This window comes from Spinactinospora alkalitolerans (genome assembly GCF_013408795.1).
GTDB lineage: Bacteria > Actinomycetota > Actinomycetes > Streptosporangiales > Streptosporangiaceae > Spinactinospora > Spinactinospora alkalitolerans.
In genome coordinates, this window is the sequence record NZ_JACCCC010000001.1 from 3221771 (window position 1) to 3238206 (window position 16436).

13 protein-coding genes are annotated in these 16436 nt (G+C 73.2%); 10 read left to right on the plus strand and 3 right to left on the minus strand.

The annotated features are described in order from the left end of the window. Positions 1-103 precede the first annotated feature (103 nt). On the plus strand, positions 104-871 hold the full coding sequence (locus HDA32_RS14335) for an IclR family transcriptional regulator (protein WP_179643664.1): 768 nt from the start codon (positions 104-106) through the stop codon (positions 869-871). Positions 872-898: 27 nt separating this feature from the next. On the opposite strand, the gene HDA32_RS14340 is transcribed toward HDA32_RS14335, so the two are convergent. Continuing rightward, positions 899-2284, minus strand: a complete 1386-nt coding sequence (locus tag HDA32_RS14340; RefSeq protein ID WP_179643665.1) for a GntP family permease — start codon at positions 2282-2284, stop codon at positions 899-901. A 420-nt stretch (positions 2285-2704) separates the two neighbouring features. Here HDA32_RS14340 and HDA32_RS14345 point away from each other — a divergent pair, with 420 nt between their 5' ends. From HDA32_RS14345 to HDA32_RS14355, 3 genes are all read left to right on the plus strand, one after another. After that, the gene (locus HDA32_RS14345) at positions 2705-3682 is read left to right on the plus strand and encodes a U32 family peptidase (protein ID WP_179643666.1); all 978 of its coding nucleotides are present in this window, start codon (positions 2705-2707) and stop codon (positions 3680-3682) included. A gap of 44 nt (positions 3683-3726) precedes the next feature. Further along, positions 3727-5226, plus strand: coding sequence for an aldehyde dehydrogenase (NADP(+)) (locus HDA32_RS14350; RefSeq protein ID WP_179643667.1), 1500 nt, complete (start codon positions 3727-3729; stop codon positions 5224-5226). A 127-nt stretch (positions 5227-5353) separates the two neighbouring features. Beyond that, positions 5354-8614 (plus strand): amidohydrolase family protein, encoded by a 3261-nt coding sequence (locus HDA32_RS14355; protein WP_179643668.1) that lies wholly within the window; start codon positions 5354-5356, stop codon positions 8612-8614. A 114-nt stretch (positions 8615-8728) separates the two neighbouring features. Here the strand turns inward: HDA32_RS14355 and HDA32_RS14360 are convergent, their stop codons facing one another. Next, positions 8729-9910, minus strand: coding sequence for a M14 family zinc carboxypeptidase (locus HDA32_RS14360; RefSeq protein ID WP_179643669.1), 1182 nt, complete (start codon positions 9908-9910; stop codon positions 8729-8731). A gap of 249 nt (positions 9911-10159) precedes the next feature. On the opposite strand from HDA32_RS14360, the gene HDA32_RS14365 reads away from it, so the two are divergent. Together HDA32_RS14365 and HDA32_RS14370 are read left to right on the plus strand one after the other, a co-directional pair. Continuing rightward, positions 10160-10648, plus strand: a complete 489-nt coding sequence (locus HDA32_RS14365) for a MarR family winged helix-turn-helix transcriptional regulator (protein ID WP_179643670.1) — start codon at positions 10160-10162, stop codon at positions 10646-10648. A gap of 212 nt (positions 10649-10860) precedes the next feature. After that, positions 10861-11406 carry a pyridoxamine 5'-phosphate oxidase family protein gene (locus HDA32_RS14370; RefSeq protein WP_179643671.1) on the plus strand — a complete coding sequence of 182 codons (546 nt, stop codon included), beginning with the start codon at positions 10861-10863 and terminating at the stop codon, positions 11404-11406. A gap of 94 nt (positions 11407-11500) precedes the next feature. Here the strand turns inward: HDA32_RS14370 and HDA32_RS14375 are convergent, their stop codons facing one another. Then, entirely contained in the window at positions 11501-12868 is a 1368-nt protein-coding gene (locus HDA32_RS14375; RefSeq protein WP_246334344.1) for a sugar porter family MFS transporter, read from the minus strand. Between the two features lie 150 nt (positions 12869-13018). On the opposite strand from HDA32_RS14375, the gene HDA32_RS14380 reads away from it, so the two are divergent. From HDA32_RS14380 to HDA32_RS14395, 4 genes are all read left to right on the plus strand, one after another. Further along, complete coding sequence (locus HDA32_RS14380) at positions 13019-13738, plus strand: GntR family transcriptional regulator (protein ID WP_179643672.1); 720 nt, start codon at positions 13019-13021, stop codon at positions 13736-13738. Further along, positions 13735-14694, plus strand: coding sequence for an ROK family protein (locus HDA32_RS14385; RefSeq protein ID WP_218882456.1), 960 nt, complete (start codon positions 13735-13737; stop codon positions 14692-14694). Before HDA32_RS14380 ends, HDA32_RS14385 begins: the two co-directional genes overlap by 4 nt. Positions 14695-14703: 9 nt before the next feature. Further along, positions 14704-15381, plus strand: coding sequence for an N-acetylmannosamine-6-phosphate 2-epimerase (locus HDA32_RS14390; protein ID WP_179643673.1), 678 nt, complete (start codon positions 14704-14706; stop codon positions 15379-15381). A 203-nt stretch (positions 15382-15584) separates the two neighbouring features. Then, positions 15585-16307, plus strand: a complete 723-nt coding sequence (locus HDA32_RS14395) for a maleylpyruvate isomerase family mycothiol-dependent enzyme (protein ID WP_179643674.1) — start codon at positions 15585-15587, stop codon at positions 16305-16307. The last annotated feature ends 129 nt before the right edge of the window (positions 16308-16436 follow it).

The window sequence follows — 16436 nt, forward strand, 5'->3', positions numbered from 1 at the left end:
TTTCGCATAGATTGGGAACGCGCGACGTCCGGCGTCAACAGGCCGGGGCACCGGCTAGCCTTGGTCAGCGATCCGCCGCGCCCATGGGGAGGACAGCAAGCAGATGGCCCGCCGCACACCCGCCCTCCTGCGGGGTCTGGACATCCTGGAGCTCTTCACCGACGGGCGGGAGTCGATCAGCGCGCCCGAGGTGGTGGAGGAGCTCGGCCTGCCCAGGACCACGGCGCACGAGCTCCTGCACACGCTCGTCGACCGCCGCTACCTACGCCAGTCCGAGGTCCCCGGGCGCTACCAGCTGGGCCTGCAGCTCTTCCGGCTGGGCAGCGCCTACGCCGAGCGGCTGGACACCGCCAAGGTCGGCCACCAGGTCGCCCAGGAGCTGGTCAAGGCGTGCAACGAGACGGTGCACGTCGCCGTGCTCGACCACGTCCACGTGGTCTACATCGCGAAGGTCGAGAGCTCGCACGCGGTGCGCATGGTCTCGGCCCTGGGCGCGCGCGTTCCGGCGCACTGCACCGCGCTGGGCAAGGCCCTGCTGTCGGCGCTGCCCGAACGCGAACTGCGCGACCGGTTCGGCGACGCGCCCCTGGAGGCCATGACCTCCCGCAGCATCACCGGGCTCCCCCGGCTCCTGGAGGAGCTGGAGGGGGTCCGCGCCTCGGGGACCGCCGTCGAGATCTGCGAGTCCAACCCCGACGTGTGCTGCGTGGCCGCGCCCGTGCGCGACCGCACCGACCAGGTGGTCGCGGCCCTCAGCATCTCCGTGCCCCTGCACCGCTGGTCCGACGCGCTCCGGGGGGAGCTGGAGGAACTCGTCGCCGACGGCGCGCGGCGGTTCTCCTCGGCGCTGGGCTGGCGCTCCCGCGGGTGAGCGCGCCCGCGCAGAGCCCCTCCGGCCTCAGAACAGCAGGTAGAGCACGCAGACCAGGGCGAAGGCCATCAGGCCGACCGCGGTCGCCTGGACGGTCCAGGTCTTCAGCGTGGTCTTGGTGTCCATCTCCAGGAAGCCGCGCACCAGCCAGAACCCGGAGTCGTTGACGTGTGAGAGCATGATGGACCCGGCCGCCATCGCCAGGACGACCAGCGCGAGCTCGAACTGGGAGAACCCGCCCGCCGCCTCGATCGCCGGGGCGATGAGCCCCGCCGCGGTCGTCACGGCCACCGTGGCCGACCCCTGGGCCACGCGCATGGCCACCGAGATGAGGAACGCCGCGAGGATCACCGGCAGGCCCATGCGGTCGAGGCTCTGCGCCAGCGCGTCGCCGATGCCGCTCTCGCTCAGCACCGCCCCGAACATCCCGCCGGCGCCGGTCAGCACGATGATGGTGCAGACGGGCGCGAGCGCCTGGTCGATGATCCGTTCGAGCACGTCCCCGCCGTGCCGCCGGCGCCATCCCAGCAGCCAGAGGGCCGCCAGGACCGTGATCAGCAGCGCGGCCGGGGCCTGCCCGACCGCCTGCAGGACCTGGACCCACACCGCCTCGGGGTCGACGGCGCCGGCCACGGCCAGCGTCGACATGCCGGTGTTCAGAAAGATCAGCACCAGCGGCAGCAGCAGCAGGAACAGCAGCACCGAGATCCGCGGCGGCGGCCCCAGTTCGTCGTCCTCCTCGGGCGAGGAGCCGCCGAGGATCGCGGGGACCGGGAGGTCGACGCGCCGCCCCAGCCACCGGCCGAGCAGGTACCCGCTGACGTACCAGGTCGGCACCCCCACCAGCAGGCCGGTGAGCACCACGACGCCCACGTCGGCGCCGACCAGTTGGGTCGCGGCGACCGGACCCGGATGCGGCGGCAGCAGCGAGTGCATGACCAGGAACGCACCGGTCGCGGGCAGCGCGTAGAGCAGGACCGATCCGCCGAGCCTGCGGGCGACCGAGAAGATGATCGGGAGCATCACGACGAAGGCGGCGTCGAGGAAGATCGGGAACCCGAAGAGCAGCGAGGTGACGCTGAGCGCCAGCGGCGCCCGCTTCTCCCCGAAGAGGCGCAGGAGCCCGTCGGCCAGGACCCTGGCACCCCCGGAGACCTCGACGAGGCGGCCGAGCATGGCCCCGAAGCCGACCAGCAGCACGACGGACCCGAGCGTGTCGCCCAGTCCCGAGACGAGCAGGGGGACCAGTTCGTCCGGCGGAACCCCGGTGGCCAGCGCCGTCCCCGCGCTCACCAGGATGAGTGCCAGAACGGCGTGCAGGCGGACTCTGATGATCAAAAAGAGCAGGACGGCTATCGAGATCGCGGCGATGGCGATCAGCCACCCCACGGAGAGGTTCGCGGTGTCTGCCATGGATACGGACCTGTCTGGGGCTGGGGACGCGGCGTCGGCGCGCCCGATCGGGGGGGAGTCCGGAGCCCGGGCTCGGCGCCTCGCGGCTGCGGCGTGGTCGGGGATGAGGGGGCTTCCCGGCGCCGGCCCGGCCGTTCGCGCCGAGGGGGCGGCGACGCGGCCGGCGCCGGTGCTCGCGCGGACGGTCGAACACGACGCGTTCAATGTGTTCGATATTTCGTACTATGTCTGTTATTTCGGTAGCCTAGAGCGGCCGCACGGCGCGGGTCAAGCCGACAAGTGGCACAGATCACCACCTTTCGACCGGGTGCGCACCGGCCGGTTCCCGGCAGTGGAGCACCACTCGGCGTTGACCCTGATCCGCGCGTCGCCGTAGGCTGACATCCGAAATAAAGAACTGTGTTCGACATTTAGGACATCATGACCGACGCCTCTTCCCCCTTCGTCGCCGGCCGCTCCGCGCTGGAGTCGCTCGGCGTGTCCGGCATCGCCGCCGACCCGCCCGGGTCCGCACGCTCCTTCCCCGACGGCGGCGCCTGGCGCCTGGAGATCCCCAGCGTCGAAGGCCCCCGGGCGATGGCGGCGGTCATCGAGGCCGCCGCCGAGTGGGAGGTGCCCGTGCACCGGGTCTCCCAGGGGTCGGGGGTGACCATGCTGACCGACGGCGAGATCACGGCCATGGTGCAGACCGCCGAGGAGACCGGCATCGAGCTGTGCCTGTTCGCGCGTCCCGGCGCCAACTGGGACATCGGCGGCGCGCACGCCAGCGCCGCCGGGTCGGTCTCGGCCCGCAGCAGGGGCGGCGCGCAGCTCGCCGCGGGCGTGGCCGAGGCCGAGCGCGCCGCGGGCCTGGGCGTGCGCAGCCTGCTGGTGGCCGACGAGGGCCTGCTGTGGGTGCTGCACCGGCTGCGGTGCCGCGGCGACCTCCCGGCCGACCTGCAGCTCAAGGTCTCGGTCATGGCGGCCCCGGCCAACCCGGCGGCGCTGCGCGTCCATGAGCTCCTCGGCGCCGACACGGTGAACGTCCCATCGGACCTGACGCTGCACCAGCTCGCGGAGCTGCGCGCGTCGAGCCCGGTGGCGCTGGACTTCTACGTCGAGGCTCCGGACAACATCGGCGGGTTCGTGCGCCACCACGAGATCGCCGAGATCATCCGCGCGGCGGCACCGGTCTACGTGAAATTCGGACTGCGCAACGCCCCGGACGTCTACCCGTCGGGCGAGCACCTCGGCGCCACCGTCGTGGCCTCGGCCCGCGAGCGGGTGCGCCGGGCCAGGATCGGACTGGACGTCCTCGCCCGCACCCCCGCACCCCCGAAGATGTCCCCGCTGGGAGAGCGCGGGCAGCCGGCGGCGTCGCGCTTCGAGCTCCCCGTGGCCACCGGGGCCGCCGGGTGAGGCCGCCGCGCGACCACCGCACGCCACCCCGAAGGGAGACGACGATGACGGAGACCAGCACTCGGGACACGACCGAGGCGGAACTGGACCGCGTCCTGGAGTCGGCCGCGGAGGCCGCCGAGCCGTTCGGCGCACTGGCCCCGCGCGACCGGGCGGCCGTGCTGCGCGCCGTCAGCGGCGCCGTCGACGCCTCCGCCGACGAACTCGTGCCGATCGCGCAGCAGGAGACCCGCCTGGCCGAAGCGCGGCTGCGCGGGGAGCTCGCCCGCACGGGCTTCCAGCTCAGGCTGTTCGCCGACGTGCTCGACGACGGCGGTTACCTGGAGGCCGCCATCGACGGACCCGACCCCGACTGGCCCGTCGGCCCCCGCCCCGACCTGCGCCGCGTGCTGGAGCCGATCGGCCCCGTGGTGGTGTTCGGCGCGAGCAACTTCCCCTTCGCCTTCAGCGTCATCGGCGGCGACAGCGCCTCGGCGCTGGCCGCGGGCAACCCCGTGGTCGTCAAGGCGCACCCGGGCCACCCGGAGCTGTCCGTGCGCACCGGCGAGATCGTCGCCGGCGCGCTGCGGGAGGCCGGCGCGCCGACGGGAACGTTCGCCGTGGTCCTGGGCGAGGAGACCGGGCGGCGCGCCGTCGTGCACCCGCGCACCCGCGCCGTGGGCTTCACCGGTTCGATCCCCGGTGGCCGCGCCCTGCACGACCTCGCCGCGGGCCGCCCCGATCCGATCCCGTTCTACGGCGAACTGGGCAGTACCAACCCCGTCTTCGTCACCCGCGCCGCCGCGGCCGCGCGCGGCGAGAGCCTCTTCGCGGAGTACGCCGACTCCTTCACCCTCGGCGCCGGCCAGTTCTGCACCAAGCCCGGCGTCCTGCTGCTGCCGGAGGGCGCCGCCCTCGAACCGCTGGCCGAAGCGGTGCGGCGGCGCCCCGCCGCGGCACTGCTCAACGAGCGGATCGAGCGCGGTTTCACCGCGGGCCTGCGGTCGCTGGCCGACCACCCCGCGGTCGAGGTGCTCGTCGAGGGCGGCCCCTCCGACGACACCGTCGACACCGACGGCGCCGACGGCGGCACCGCGTGGACGCCGTCGCTGGTGCACACCTCGGCGCGGCGGTTCCTGGAGCACCTCGACGACCTGCTGGAGGAGCGCTTCGGGCCGGTCTCGCTGGTGGTCACCTACTCCGAGGAGTCCGAACTGCTCGGCATCGCCGACGCCCTGCCGGGCCAGCTCACCGCGACCGTTCACGGCGAGGAATCCGACGGGGTGGCGGCGCCGCTGCTCGACCGGCTGCGCCGGCGCGCGGGGCGCGTCCTGTGGAACGGATGGCCCACGGGCGTCTCGGTCACGCACGCCATGCACCACGGCGGCCCCTACCCCGCGACGACCTCGGTCCTGCACACCTCGGTCGGCGGCACCGCGATCCGGCGGTTCCTGCGTCCCGTCTGCTACCAGCAGGTGCCCCAGCACCTGCTCCCGGAGGTGCTGCGCGACGGGAACCCGCTCGACGTCCCGAGGAGGGTGAACGGCGAACTGCGGCTTCCGTGAGCCCACCGGCCGGCGGCGGGCGCGAGGGCCGGTCGGTGAGCCGGAGCGCGCGACCTCCTTGATTACGGAGCGCTCTTGGGTGATGGTTTTCGGGTAACGGATCGCCCGGCGAACCTGCGGAGCCCGAATGCGTCGTCCGACGTCCCCCGCCCCTTCCCCCGACACCTCGCCCTCCCCCGACACCTCGCCCTCCCCCGACCCCTCCCCCGAGCCCGCCGCCGACCCCGCCGCCGACCACGGCGCCGCCCTGCGGCCGCTGGGCCGCCGCGAGCTGTTCGCGGCGACCGGCAGGACCGCGCTGGCCGGCGGCGCCGTCTGGCTTCTCGACGCCCCCGCCGCGGCGGCCGCACCGCTGCCCGCCGAGGCGGAGGGCGAGCCGAAACTCACCGTCTCAGAGGGCACGAACATCTCCGCGACCGCCTCACCCGACGGCCGGTGGATCGCCTTCGACCTGTACGCCTCGATCTGGCTGGCTCCGGCGACCGGCGGCCGGGCCAGGAGGCTGACCGGCGACCTGCAGGACGCCACCCGGCCCCACTTCGCGCCCGACTCCGGGCGCCTGGTCTTCCAGGGCTACCGCGAGGGCAACTACCACCTGTACGTCCTCGACCTCCCCGACGGGCGGCCGCGCCGGCTGACCGACGGCCCCCACGACCACCGCGAACCGCGGTTCTCACCCGACGGCGGCACCATCGCCCTGGCCGCCGACCGCGGCGACGGCTACGGCATCTGGCTCTACGACCTCGAATCCGAGAAGCTGACCGAGCTCACCGGGACCGGCGCCGACGCGGCGGCGCCCAGCTGGTCCCCCGACGGCGCGGAGGTCGTCCACACCCTCGGCGGGAACAGCGTGCACGCCGCCTCCCTCGACGGAGCGACGCGCGAGCTGGTCGCCGCGGAGGAGGACACCACCGTGTTCTCCCCGGTGCTGGCCGAGGACGGCGAGACCCTGGCCTACGTGCGGGCCCGCGCCGACACCGTGCGGCTGATGGTCGGCGGGGAGGCGGTCAGCGGCGATGAGGACGTGTTCGTCGGCGCTCTGACCTGGACCGCCGCCGACCGGGTGCTCTACACCGCCGACGGCCGCGTGCGCGTCCACGAGGTCGGTTCGGGCCGGACCTCCGACATCGGCTTCCGGGCCTCCGTGCCCTACCGCCGGCCCGAGGTCCGGGGCCCGCGCCGCGACCCCGACGACACGGCGAGCCACCCGGTGCGCGGAATCGCCGGTCCGGTGCTCTCCCCGGACGGCACGCAGGTGGCCTTCCGCGCTCTGGGCGCGCTGTGGGTCATGCCCATCGGCGGGCGGCCGCGCGCGATCGTCGAGGACGGCTCGTTCGCCTCCGACCCCGACTGGCACCCCGACGGCGGCTCACTCGTCTACTCCAGTGACCGCGGGGGCGCCCCCGCGCTGTGGCGGCACCGTCTCGGTGACGGCACCGACGAGCGGCTGACCGATCTCGACGGCGCCCAGATCACGCCCCGATGGGCGCCGGACGGGCGGCGCATCGCCTACCAGGACCAGGACGGCGCCACCTGGATCCACCATCTCGACGACGACTCCGCGCAGCAGGTGCTGCCCGCCCTCTTCCAGCCCGGCCGGCCCACGTGGTCGCCCGACGGGAGGGTACTGGCGCTCGCCGCGGTGAAACCGCGCTCGGACCGGTTCCGCGAGGGGACCAGCCAGATCCTCACCGTGGACCTCGAATCCGGGGAGACCCGCTACATCGAGCCCGCCCCGTACCGGTCCCTGTCCACCCGCGGCGACGACGGGCCGGTGTGGTCCCCGGACGGCTCCCGCATGGCCTTCGTCATGGAGAGCGTGCTGTGGACCGTCGACGTGGCCGCCGACGGCTCCTTCACGGGCGAGGCCCGGCGGCTGACCGCCGAGGCCACGGACGCCCCCAGTTGGAGCGGGGACTCCGCGGCGCTGCTGTATCTGAACAACGGGCGGCTGCGCAGGATCGCGGCCGCGGGCGGAGAGCCCGAGACGGTGGCCGTTCCGCTCACCTGGAAGCGGAACCGCCCGCGCGGGCGGACCGTCGTCCAGGTCGGCGCGCTGTGGGACGGCGAGGCGAAGAGGCTCCGCCGCGACGTCGACATCGTCATCGAGGGCAACCGCATCGCGGCCGTCGAGAAGCGCGCCGACCGCACCGGGGAGGAGGGCACGACGGTCGTCGACGCCGCGCACCTGACGGCGATGCCCGGACTCATCGACGGGCACGTGCACTGGCACCTGCGCGGCCGCCAATGGGGCTCGCGGCAGGGACCGCTGTGGCTGGCCTACGGCGTCACCACCGTGCGCTCGCCCGGCGATCCGGTTTACCAGATGCTGGAGACCCGGGAGGCGCTCGACGCGGGGAGGGTCCGCGGCCCCCGCTACTTCGCGACCGGCGAGGCGATCGACGGCACCCGCGTCTACTACAACTTCATGCGCCCCACCCGCGACGAGGAGCAGCTCGGACTCGAGCTCGGCCGCGCCGTCGATCTCGACTACGACCTGGTCAAAACCTATGTCCGGCTGCCCGTGGCGCTGCAGAGGAGCGCGGTCGCCCAGTCGCACGCCGAGGACCTGCCGCTCAGTTCGCACTACCTCTACCCGGCGGTGCGGCTGGGCATGGACGGCATGGAGCACACCGGCGCGACCAACCGGCTGGGCTACTCCCACACCGTCAGCCTGCTGGGGCGGTCCTACGCCGATGCGACGGGGCTGTTCGCGAAGTCGGGGATGTCCATCACCCCGACGCTCTTCACCTCCCAGGCGATGTACGCCGAGGACACCTCGCTGGCCGACGACGAGCGCACGCGCGCGTTCTTCCCGGAGTGGGAGTACCGGTCGCTGCGGGACAAGGTCGAGGCCGCCGGGAGCGGCACGCCCGCCGCCAGGCGGGTCGAGGAGGCGCTGAAGGGCAACGTCGCCATGCTGCTGGAGATCCACCGCAACGGGGGGACGGTGATCGGCGGGACGGACGCGCCGCTGGACAACATCGCGATCAGCCTGCACCAGAACATGCGCGCGATGGTGCGCCACGGGTTCACCCCCAGGGAGGCGCTGATGGTGTCGACCGGCGCCACGGCGCGGTGGCTGGGGCTGGGCGATGACCTGGGCACGGTCGAATCGGGGCGGCTCGCCGACCTCGCGCTGGTCGAGGGCGATCCGCTCTCCGACATCGCGGCGGTCGCGGCGGTGCGGATGGTGGTGGCCAACGGCGAGGTGCACACGGTCGAGGAGCTGATGGAGCCCTTCGGCGGCGGCGCCGCACCCACCCGGGGCGCGCGGACCACCGGAGGTCCGGGAGGAACGTCGGTGCGCGAACCCCTGGCGTCGGCCGCCGACGACCGGTACTGGTGGCACGGTGAGTCGGAGCGGGGCTCCCCGCACCGCTGCTGAGGGGCGGCGGGGGTGGACGGGATGGCGTGCCCCGCTGCGGGGCACGCCATCCCGTCAGGACTTCAAACGGGCCGGTGCGGGCGGGAGATCACTCCTCGACCGTTCCGTTCCGACTCACCGGACCGTCTCGGGGATGTCGTCGTAGCGGGCCGGGTCGGCCTGCTCGACCGAGCCGTCGGCGACGGCGTCCACCATCCCGACCAGGCCGCGTTCGACCGTTGACACGAGCTGGCCGCGCATCTTGGCCCCCCAGCTCTGCGTCTGGCCGCGGACCTCGAACAGCACCGTTCCCGAACCGTTGAGCGCGAAGGAGCCCAGCGCCGTCCCCGGCAGGTCGATGTCCTGGGGGTAGAGGGTCAGGTTGCCGAAGGGGGATTCGCCGCGCTGCAGCTCGTCGTAGGCGGCGAGGGTGAGCTGCTTCGAGTAGTCGAGGTCGTAGTCCTCGGCGTACTCGGCGTGGTTCCCGATGTCGACGAACTTGCCCGACAGCGACATCGTCACCCGGTCGTCGCCGCCCTCGACCTCGTAGCAGGGCCCCTGGTGGTGCAGGTCGACGAATGTGTCGACGGAGCCGAACTCGCCGTGCAGGTCCACGTAGAGGTCGCGGACGGCCTGCGACTCGGGGTGGATGTACCAGCCCGGCTCGCTGGAGGAGCCGGGGAAGTCCGCCGGTCGGGGCACGTAGTCCAGATCGGGGTGGAAGTCGCGGTTGACGTCGAAGCCGGGGTCGGCCGCGTAGTCATCGCCCTGGCGGGCGCGGTCGTAGTAGTTCCAAGCGGGCTGGGAGCCGGCGAGCTGCGGGAAGTCCTCGACGACCTCCTCCCACGAGCGGTCGTTGCCGCGGCGGTCGAGCTCGGCGGCGTCGGGGTTCATCTTCGGGACGGCGACCAGGGTGACCGCCTCGCGCCACTCCTGAGCCTGCGGCGTGCGGCCGGACATCGTCCGGAGCAGATTCAGCAGCGCCTCCGTGCCGGTCTTCTCGTTGCCGTGGATCTCGCTCTGGACCAGGATGACCTTGTCGCCTTCCCCCACCCGGGCCGACCAGATCTCACGGCCCTGGTTGGACTGCCCGATGACGTCGACCTGCAGGACTCCGTCCGAGCGCTTCTCCAGGCCGGTGAGCTCACGCTCCAGCTCGGCGTGGTCGGTCCAGGACGCGGTGCCGGTGTCACCGGTCTGCGTCCCGCAGTTCGCGTTGGTCGGCTCGGCCGACGCGGGTGAGGCCATCAGGACGGGGAGGACGAGGGCCGCAGCGGCCGGAACGGCCAGAGCGGCCAGGTGACGAGGTCGACGCATCAAAGTCCCTTCGTCGGGCTCACATTCATGACCATCCGTCACAATGCGAGCATTTTATGTTAACCGTTATAATCAAGACATCCCACATTTCTCCTGTCAAGGGGATCCGATCAGCGGGATCATCGCCGGGGGGCCGAGCCGCCGCCTCCCGCCGCCGAGGCCAGGCCGAACGCCCGCCCCTCCCCCAGGGCGCGCTCCGAGCACTCTTGCGGATGATCCGCAACGGACCGGATCGCTATGCTGGCGGGCATGACCGCCATGGCCCCCGCTCGCACCGAACCGGACCTGTCGTTCCTGCTGGACCACACCGGTCATGTCCTGCGGACCCGGATGTCGGCGGCGCTCGCCGAGATCGGGCTCACGGCGCGCATGCACTGCGTACTGGTCCACGCCCTGGAGGAGGAGCGCACCCAGATCCGACTCGCCGAGATCGGCGACATGGACAAGACCACGATGGTGGTGACGGTCGACGCCCTGGAGAAGGCCGGCCTCGCCGAGCGCCGCCCCTCCACGAAGGACCGGCGGGCCCGGATCATCGCCGTCACCGAAGAGGGCGCGCGGGTCGCCGAACGGAGCCAGGAGATCGTCGACCGCGTGCACGAGCAGGCGCTGGCGGCGCTCCCCGAGGACGAGCGGAAGGTCTTCCTGCGGGCCCTGGACCGCCTGGCCACCGGGCACCTGGCCACGCCGGCCGAGGACTCCGGGACGGTGCGGCGGGCGCGCCGGCGGGAGAGGTAGCGGAAACAGAAATATCGTCTACTGCAAAACCATCTGCTACGGTCTCTCTTGTCGCCCCATCCACCGGGGAGACCGCCGTGTCCGCGTCCGCCGCCTCCGCTCCTTCCGCGCCGGGCTCGTCTCCGGACCTTTCAGCACCACCCGGTAGATCGGCATGGCCATGGACGTCACGGTGCTGTCCGCTTCCGCACGACCAGCGAGAGGACGACCCGATGGACGCGATCGAGAAGGACGGTCCGGTGAACGCGGGCGGGAACAAGGCCGCGCCGAGCAGCGAGGAAGAGCGTCAGAGGCCGGGAGCCGGGCCGGCGCCCCGGGCCCTGGCAGAGGAGGAGCTGTCCCGCCTGCTGAGCGAGCAGCGGTTCGGGACGCTGGCCGGTGTCCGGCGCAGCGGACACCCGCACATGTCCACGGTGCTCTACCACTGGGACCCCGAGAAGCGCGTGCTGCGGGTTCCCAGCACGGCCGGCCGCCTCAAGGTGCGCCAACTGCGGCGCGACCCGCACGCCGCCCTGCACGTCAGCGGCCCGGACGTGTGGTCGTTCGCCGTCGCCGAGGGCGAGGCGGAGGTGTCTGAGGTGACGGCCGTGCCCGGTGACGCTGTCGGGCGGGAGCTGCTGGCCCTGATGCCGGACCGCCCGGACTCCTCGGACGAGGCGGCCTTCCTCGAACAGATGGTGGCGGAGCGGCGCGTGGTGATCAGGATCGAGGTCTCCCGCCTGTACGGAACGGCCCTGGAGATCCCCGCCGAGAACTGACCCGAGCCCGGGATCGGCGCGGCCTCCCCGTTCGCCTCAGGCGAACGGGGAGGCCGGCGAGGCGGGCCGCCCTCCGCGATGCGGGACCCCTGTTTCAGGAGCGGCTCCCTCGCAGGTCGGCCTCGATCTCTTCGAGGGTGCGGCCCTTGGTCTCGGGGATGAAGCGCGCGGTGAAGAGCGCCAGGACGACGCACAGCAGCGCGTACATCCAGAAGGTGGCCGTTCCGCCGAGCGCCTCCAGCAGGGACAGGAAGGTCAGTGAGACCACGAAGTTCATGCCCCAGTTGGCGAACAGGGTCGCGCTCATGGCCGTTCCCCGCACCCGCAGCGGATACAGCTCCGAGGGGATGATGAAGACCACGACGTTGAGGCTCGTGGCCACCGCGACGATGTAGAGCACCACGGCGGCGAAGGCCAGGACGGAGGCGCCGGAGCCGGTCAGGCTCAGCGCGGTGGCCAGCAGCGCCAGCGAGACGGCCATGACCGTGGCGCCGGCCAGCAGCAGCCGCTTGCGCCCGATCCGGTCGACGACGGCCATGCCCACCAAGGTCATGAGCACGTTCACGGTGCCGATGCCGACGGTGGCCAGGATGGCGCCGGAGGCCGCCAACCCGGTCTCCTGGAAGATGGTCGGCGCGTAGTAGATGACCGTGTTGACGCCGCTCGCCTGGCCGAGGATCTGCAGCCCGATCCCGGCGACCAGAGCCGGGCGCACCCACGGCCGGACCAGCTCGCGCAGCCGACCGCCCTGCTCCTCAGGGCGGACCTCGGCGATCTGGGCGATCTCGGCCTCGACGTCCTCGTCCCGCCGCAGCCGGGCGAGGACCGCGCGGGCCTCGGTGATCCGGCCGCTGCGCACGAGGAAGCGCGGGGTCTCCGACACGAACAGCATGCCGATGCCCAGAGCGGCGGAGGGCAGCAGCGCCGCGAGGAACATCGCCCGCCAGCCGCCGAAGTCGGCGAAGGCGTAGTTGGCGGCATAGGCCAGCACGATCCCGATGGTGATCATGAGCTGGTTGACGGCGACCATCCTGCCGCGCGACCGGGGCGCGGCCATCTCCGAGATGAACGTGGGCACCAGGGTCGAGGCCATGCCGACGGCCAGGCCCAGCACGACGCGCGCCGCGATGAGCGCCCCGGCGCTCGGTGCGGCCCCCGCGGCGATCGCACCGGCGGCGAAGATGACGGCCGCCGCGATGAGCAGCGGTCGGCGTCCCCAGCGGTCGGCCAGGGTGCCCGATCCCAGGGCCCCGGCCATGGCGCCGATCAGGATGGAGCTGACCACCATGCCCGACGTCAGCGGACTCAGCTCGAAGTCCTGCTCGATGAAGAGCAGGGCTCCGGAGATGACACCGGTGTCGTAGCCGAAGAGCAGGCCACCGAGCGCGGCGATGACGATGACGCCGGAGCCGGCGCGGTCGGACGGCCTGGTGGAACCGGCCGGTCCGCCTGGCATGGTCATGGGTCCCCCTCCCTGGAACACCCATTTGAAATGGACTGTACCAATAGTATGATCTGAGCAACTTCTTGCTAGATTTATCGGTTATTGTACCGGTGTCAACCGGACGAATATCGACTTTGGTACGTACCAATATTCCACTAAGGGGGCTGCGTGTCGGGAACCGAGCGGGTCCCCAAGTACGAGAGGCTGCGGCGCCGCCTCACCGACCACATCGATCGGCTGCCCGCCGACTCACCGCTGCCCACCGAGCGCGAGCTCACCACCCGCTACGGCGTGAGCCGGGCGACGGTGCGCCAGGCGCTCGACGCGCTGGAGGCGGCCGGCCTGGTCTACCGCGTCCAGGGGGCCGGAACGTTCGTCGCGGAGCAGACGGTGTCCAAGACGCTGTCCCTCACCTCGTTCAGCGAGGACATGCGCCGCAAGGGCCTCGTTCCCGACTCGCGCGTGCTCGTCGCCGACGAGACCCCGGCCGACGAGCACAGCGGCGGCAGGCTGCGCCTGAGCCCGGGGACACCGCTCATCCGCCTGGTGCGGGTGCGACTGGCCGATTCCGCCCCGATGTGCCTGGAGACGACCTACCTGGTGGCCGAACGGGTGCCCGGACTGCTGGACCTGGAGCTCACGGGCTCGATCTACCAGGTGCTCGCCGAGCGCTACGGCGTCAACCTCGTTCGGGCGGACCAGGCGGTGCGCTCCGTCGCGGCCGGCGAGGAGCAGGCCGCGCTGCTCGGACTGGCGCCGAGGGCGCCGGCGCTGCGGATGGAGCGGGTCGCCTATGACGAGCGGGGCAGTGCGGTGGAGAGCACGGTCAGCCTCTACCGCGCCGACCGCTACGAGATCCGGTTCACCATCCACCGGGAGGCCACGTGAACGAGACGCCCCCCGCCCACCGGCCGTCGGAGTCGCCCGGCACGCAGGCGATCGGCATCGACGTGGGCGGAACCAAGGTCGCGGGAGGGGTCGTCGACCGCGAAGGGGAGGTGCGCGGGCACCTGGTCGCCCCCACACCGACGACGGGCGGTCCCGAAGCGCTGCTGGACACGATCGCCGACCTGGTCGCCGAACTGCGCAGGAGCGGGTCCGCACCGATATGCGGTGTGGGCGTGGGCACCGGCGGCGTCATCGACCACGCCCGCGGACGCGTGGCGAGCGCCACCGACCTGCTGCCCGGCTGGGCCGGGACGCACGTCGGCCCCCGGCTGAGGCGGCGCACCGGCCTGCCGGTGGCGGTGGACAACGACGGCAACACCCACGCCCTCGGCGAGCTCCGGTTCGGCGCGGCGCGCACGCTGCACGACGTCCTCTTCGCCGCGGTCGGAACGGGCGTCGGGGGCGCCCTGGCCATCGGCGGAGCGCTGCGACGCGGTCCGCACCACACCGCCGGCGAGATCGGGCACCTGCCGGCCCCCGGGGCGGAGGGGCTCCGGTGCAGCTGCGGCGGCACCGGCCACGTGGAGGCCGGCGCCGCCGGGCCCGCGATCGCCGAGCGCTACCGGCGGTTCGGCGGTGCGCCCCTGGACCTGCGCGCCGTGGCCGCCCGCGCCCGCGAGGGCGACGCGGCGGCCGGCAGGGCGATCGCCGAGGGCGCGCGGATCCTCGGCCGCTCGCTGGCCGGCCTGGCCGCCGTGCTCGACCCGCAGGCGGTCGTGGTCGGCGGCGGCGTGGCCGAGATCGGCGAGCAGTACTGGGAGCCGCTGCGATCGGCGTTCCACGACGAGCCGCATGTCGCCGCCGCCGGCACGCCGATCGTGCCGGCTCAACTGGGGTCGAGGGCGAGCATCGTGGGGGCCGCCGCGCTCGCCTTCGACGACACCGTGGACGATTAGGGGGAAGCAATGCCCGTCCGGACCATTCTCGACGCCCTGCGGGGCGGCCTCGTCGTCTCGTGCCAGGCGCCGCCGGGGGACCCTCTGCACGGGCCCCGGTTCATGACCGCGATGGCGCTCGCCGCCGCGAACGGCGGGGCCGTGGGCATCCGGGCCGAGGGGATCGACGACCTCCGCGCGATCCGGGCCGAGGTGGAGCTGCCGCTGATCGGCCTGTGGAAGGTCGGGCGCGAGGGCGTCTACATCACGCCGACGCCCGAGCACGCGGCGGCCGTCGCCGCCACCGGCGCCGACATCGTCGCCGTCGACGCCACCCGCCGCCCCCGCCCCGGGGGCCACGCGCTGGAGGAGGTCATCGGCGCGGTCCACGCCTCAGGGCGCCTCGCCATGGCCGATGTGGCCGATCTCGACGACGCCCTGGCCTCCCTGGACGCCGGCGCCGACGTCGTCTCCACGACGCTGTCCGGATACGTCGGCGGCGCCCCGCGCCCCGACGGGCCCGACCTCGGCCTGGTCGCGCGGATCGCCGACCGGGTGTCCGCGCCGGTCTTCGCCGAGGGCCGCGTCTCAACGCCGGACCAGGCCCGCCGCGCCCTGGACGCCGGCGCCTTCGCCGTGGTCGTGGGAACCGCCATCACCGCCCCCGGCGCCATCACCACCGCCTTCGCCCGGGCCCTGCGCCCGTGAGCGCTTCCCCGCGGCCGCCGTCGGGGTCCGGCCGAACACGCCCCCGAAGAGCCCGGACGCCCGCCGGCGGGCCGACCGGGTCCGGAGAGGAGCGGGATCCTCGTCCGCTGCCGCGCCGTCGGCTCCCCCGGAGACCGCGGCCTGGATTCCGCATGTGGCCACGGCCGCGTCCCGGCATGTGCGCGCTGCTAGCGTCTCACTCCATGAATCCCGCCCACTACAGTGCCGCGCTGCGCCGGGAAGGCGCGAAGCTGGCCGACAGCGCCGCGTCCGATCTCAGCCTCCCGGTGCCGAGCTGCCCGGAATGGAACGTCGCCGACCTGGTCTGGCACACCGGGGAGGTGCACTGCTTCTGGCGGTCGATCGCCTCGGGCGAGATCGACGGGCCCGACGGCTACGTCGAGCCGCAGCGGCCGCACGACTCGGCCCTGGTGGAGTGGTTCGGCGCCGGCGTCGAGGAGACCGCCTCGGTGCTGGAGCGCCTCGACCCCGCCACGCCGATGTGGACCTGGGCGGCGCAGCAGGACGCCGCCTTCATCCAGCGCAGGATGGCCCAGGAGACGGCCGTGCACTGCTGGGACGCCCTGGCCGCCGCGGGCCGCCCCGAGCCCGTCGAGCGATCCCTGGCCGCCGACGGCATCGAGGAGTTCCTGGAGTTCATGCTCACCGCGGGCCCGCCGTCGCAGGACGAGCGGGACGGGGCGGTGCGACTCGCGGCCACCGACCACACCGGCCGCTGGTCGGCCCGCTGCGACGACGGCGCCTGGCGGGCCGCACCGCCCTCCGGCACCGGCGACGCCGCGGTCGAGGCCACCGCCTCGGACCTGCTGCTGCTGTTGTGGCGCCGAATCGACGCCGACGCGGTGCGGGTGCAAGGCGACCGCGCGGTGCTGCACCGCTTCCTCGCGGCCGCCGACCTCGACTGACTGTGGCTGGGCTTTTCGACCAAGCTCCTATGAGCTCGCAAGCACCCGTCCGGTCACGTGTGGCGGCTTCCCCGGGCGGGCCGACGAGTCCCGAGCAAGGCAGTCGCGACGTCGGTCAGTCGGCGGGTC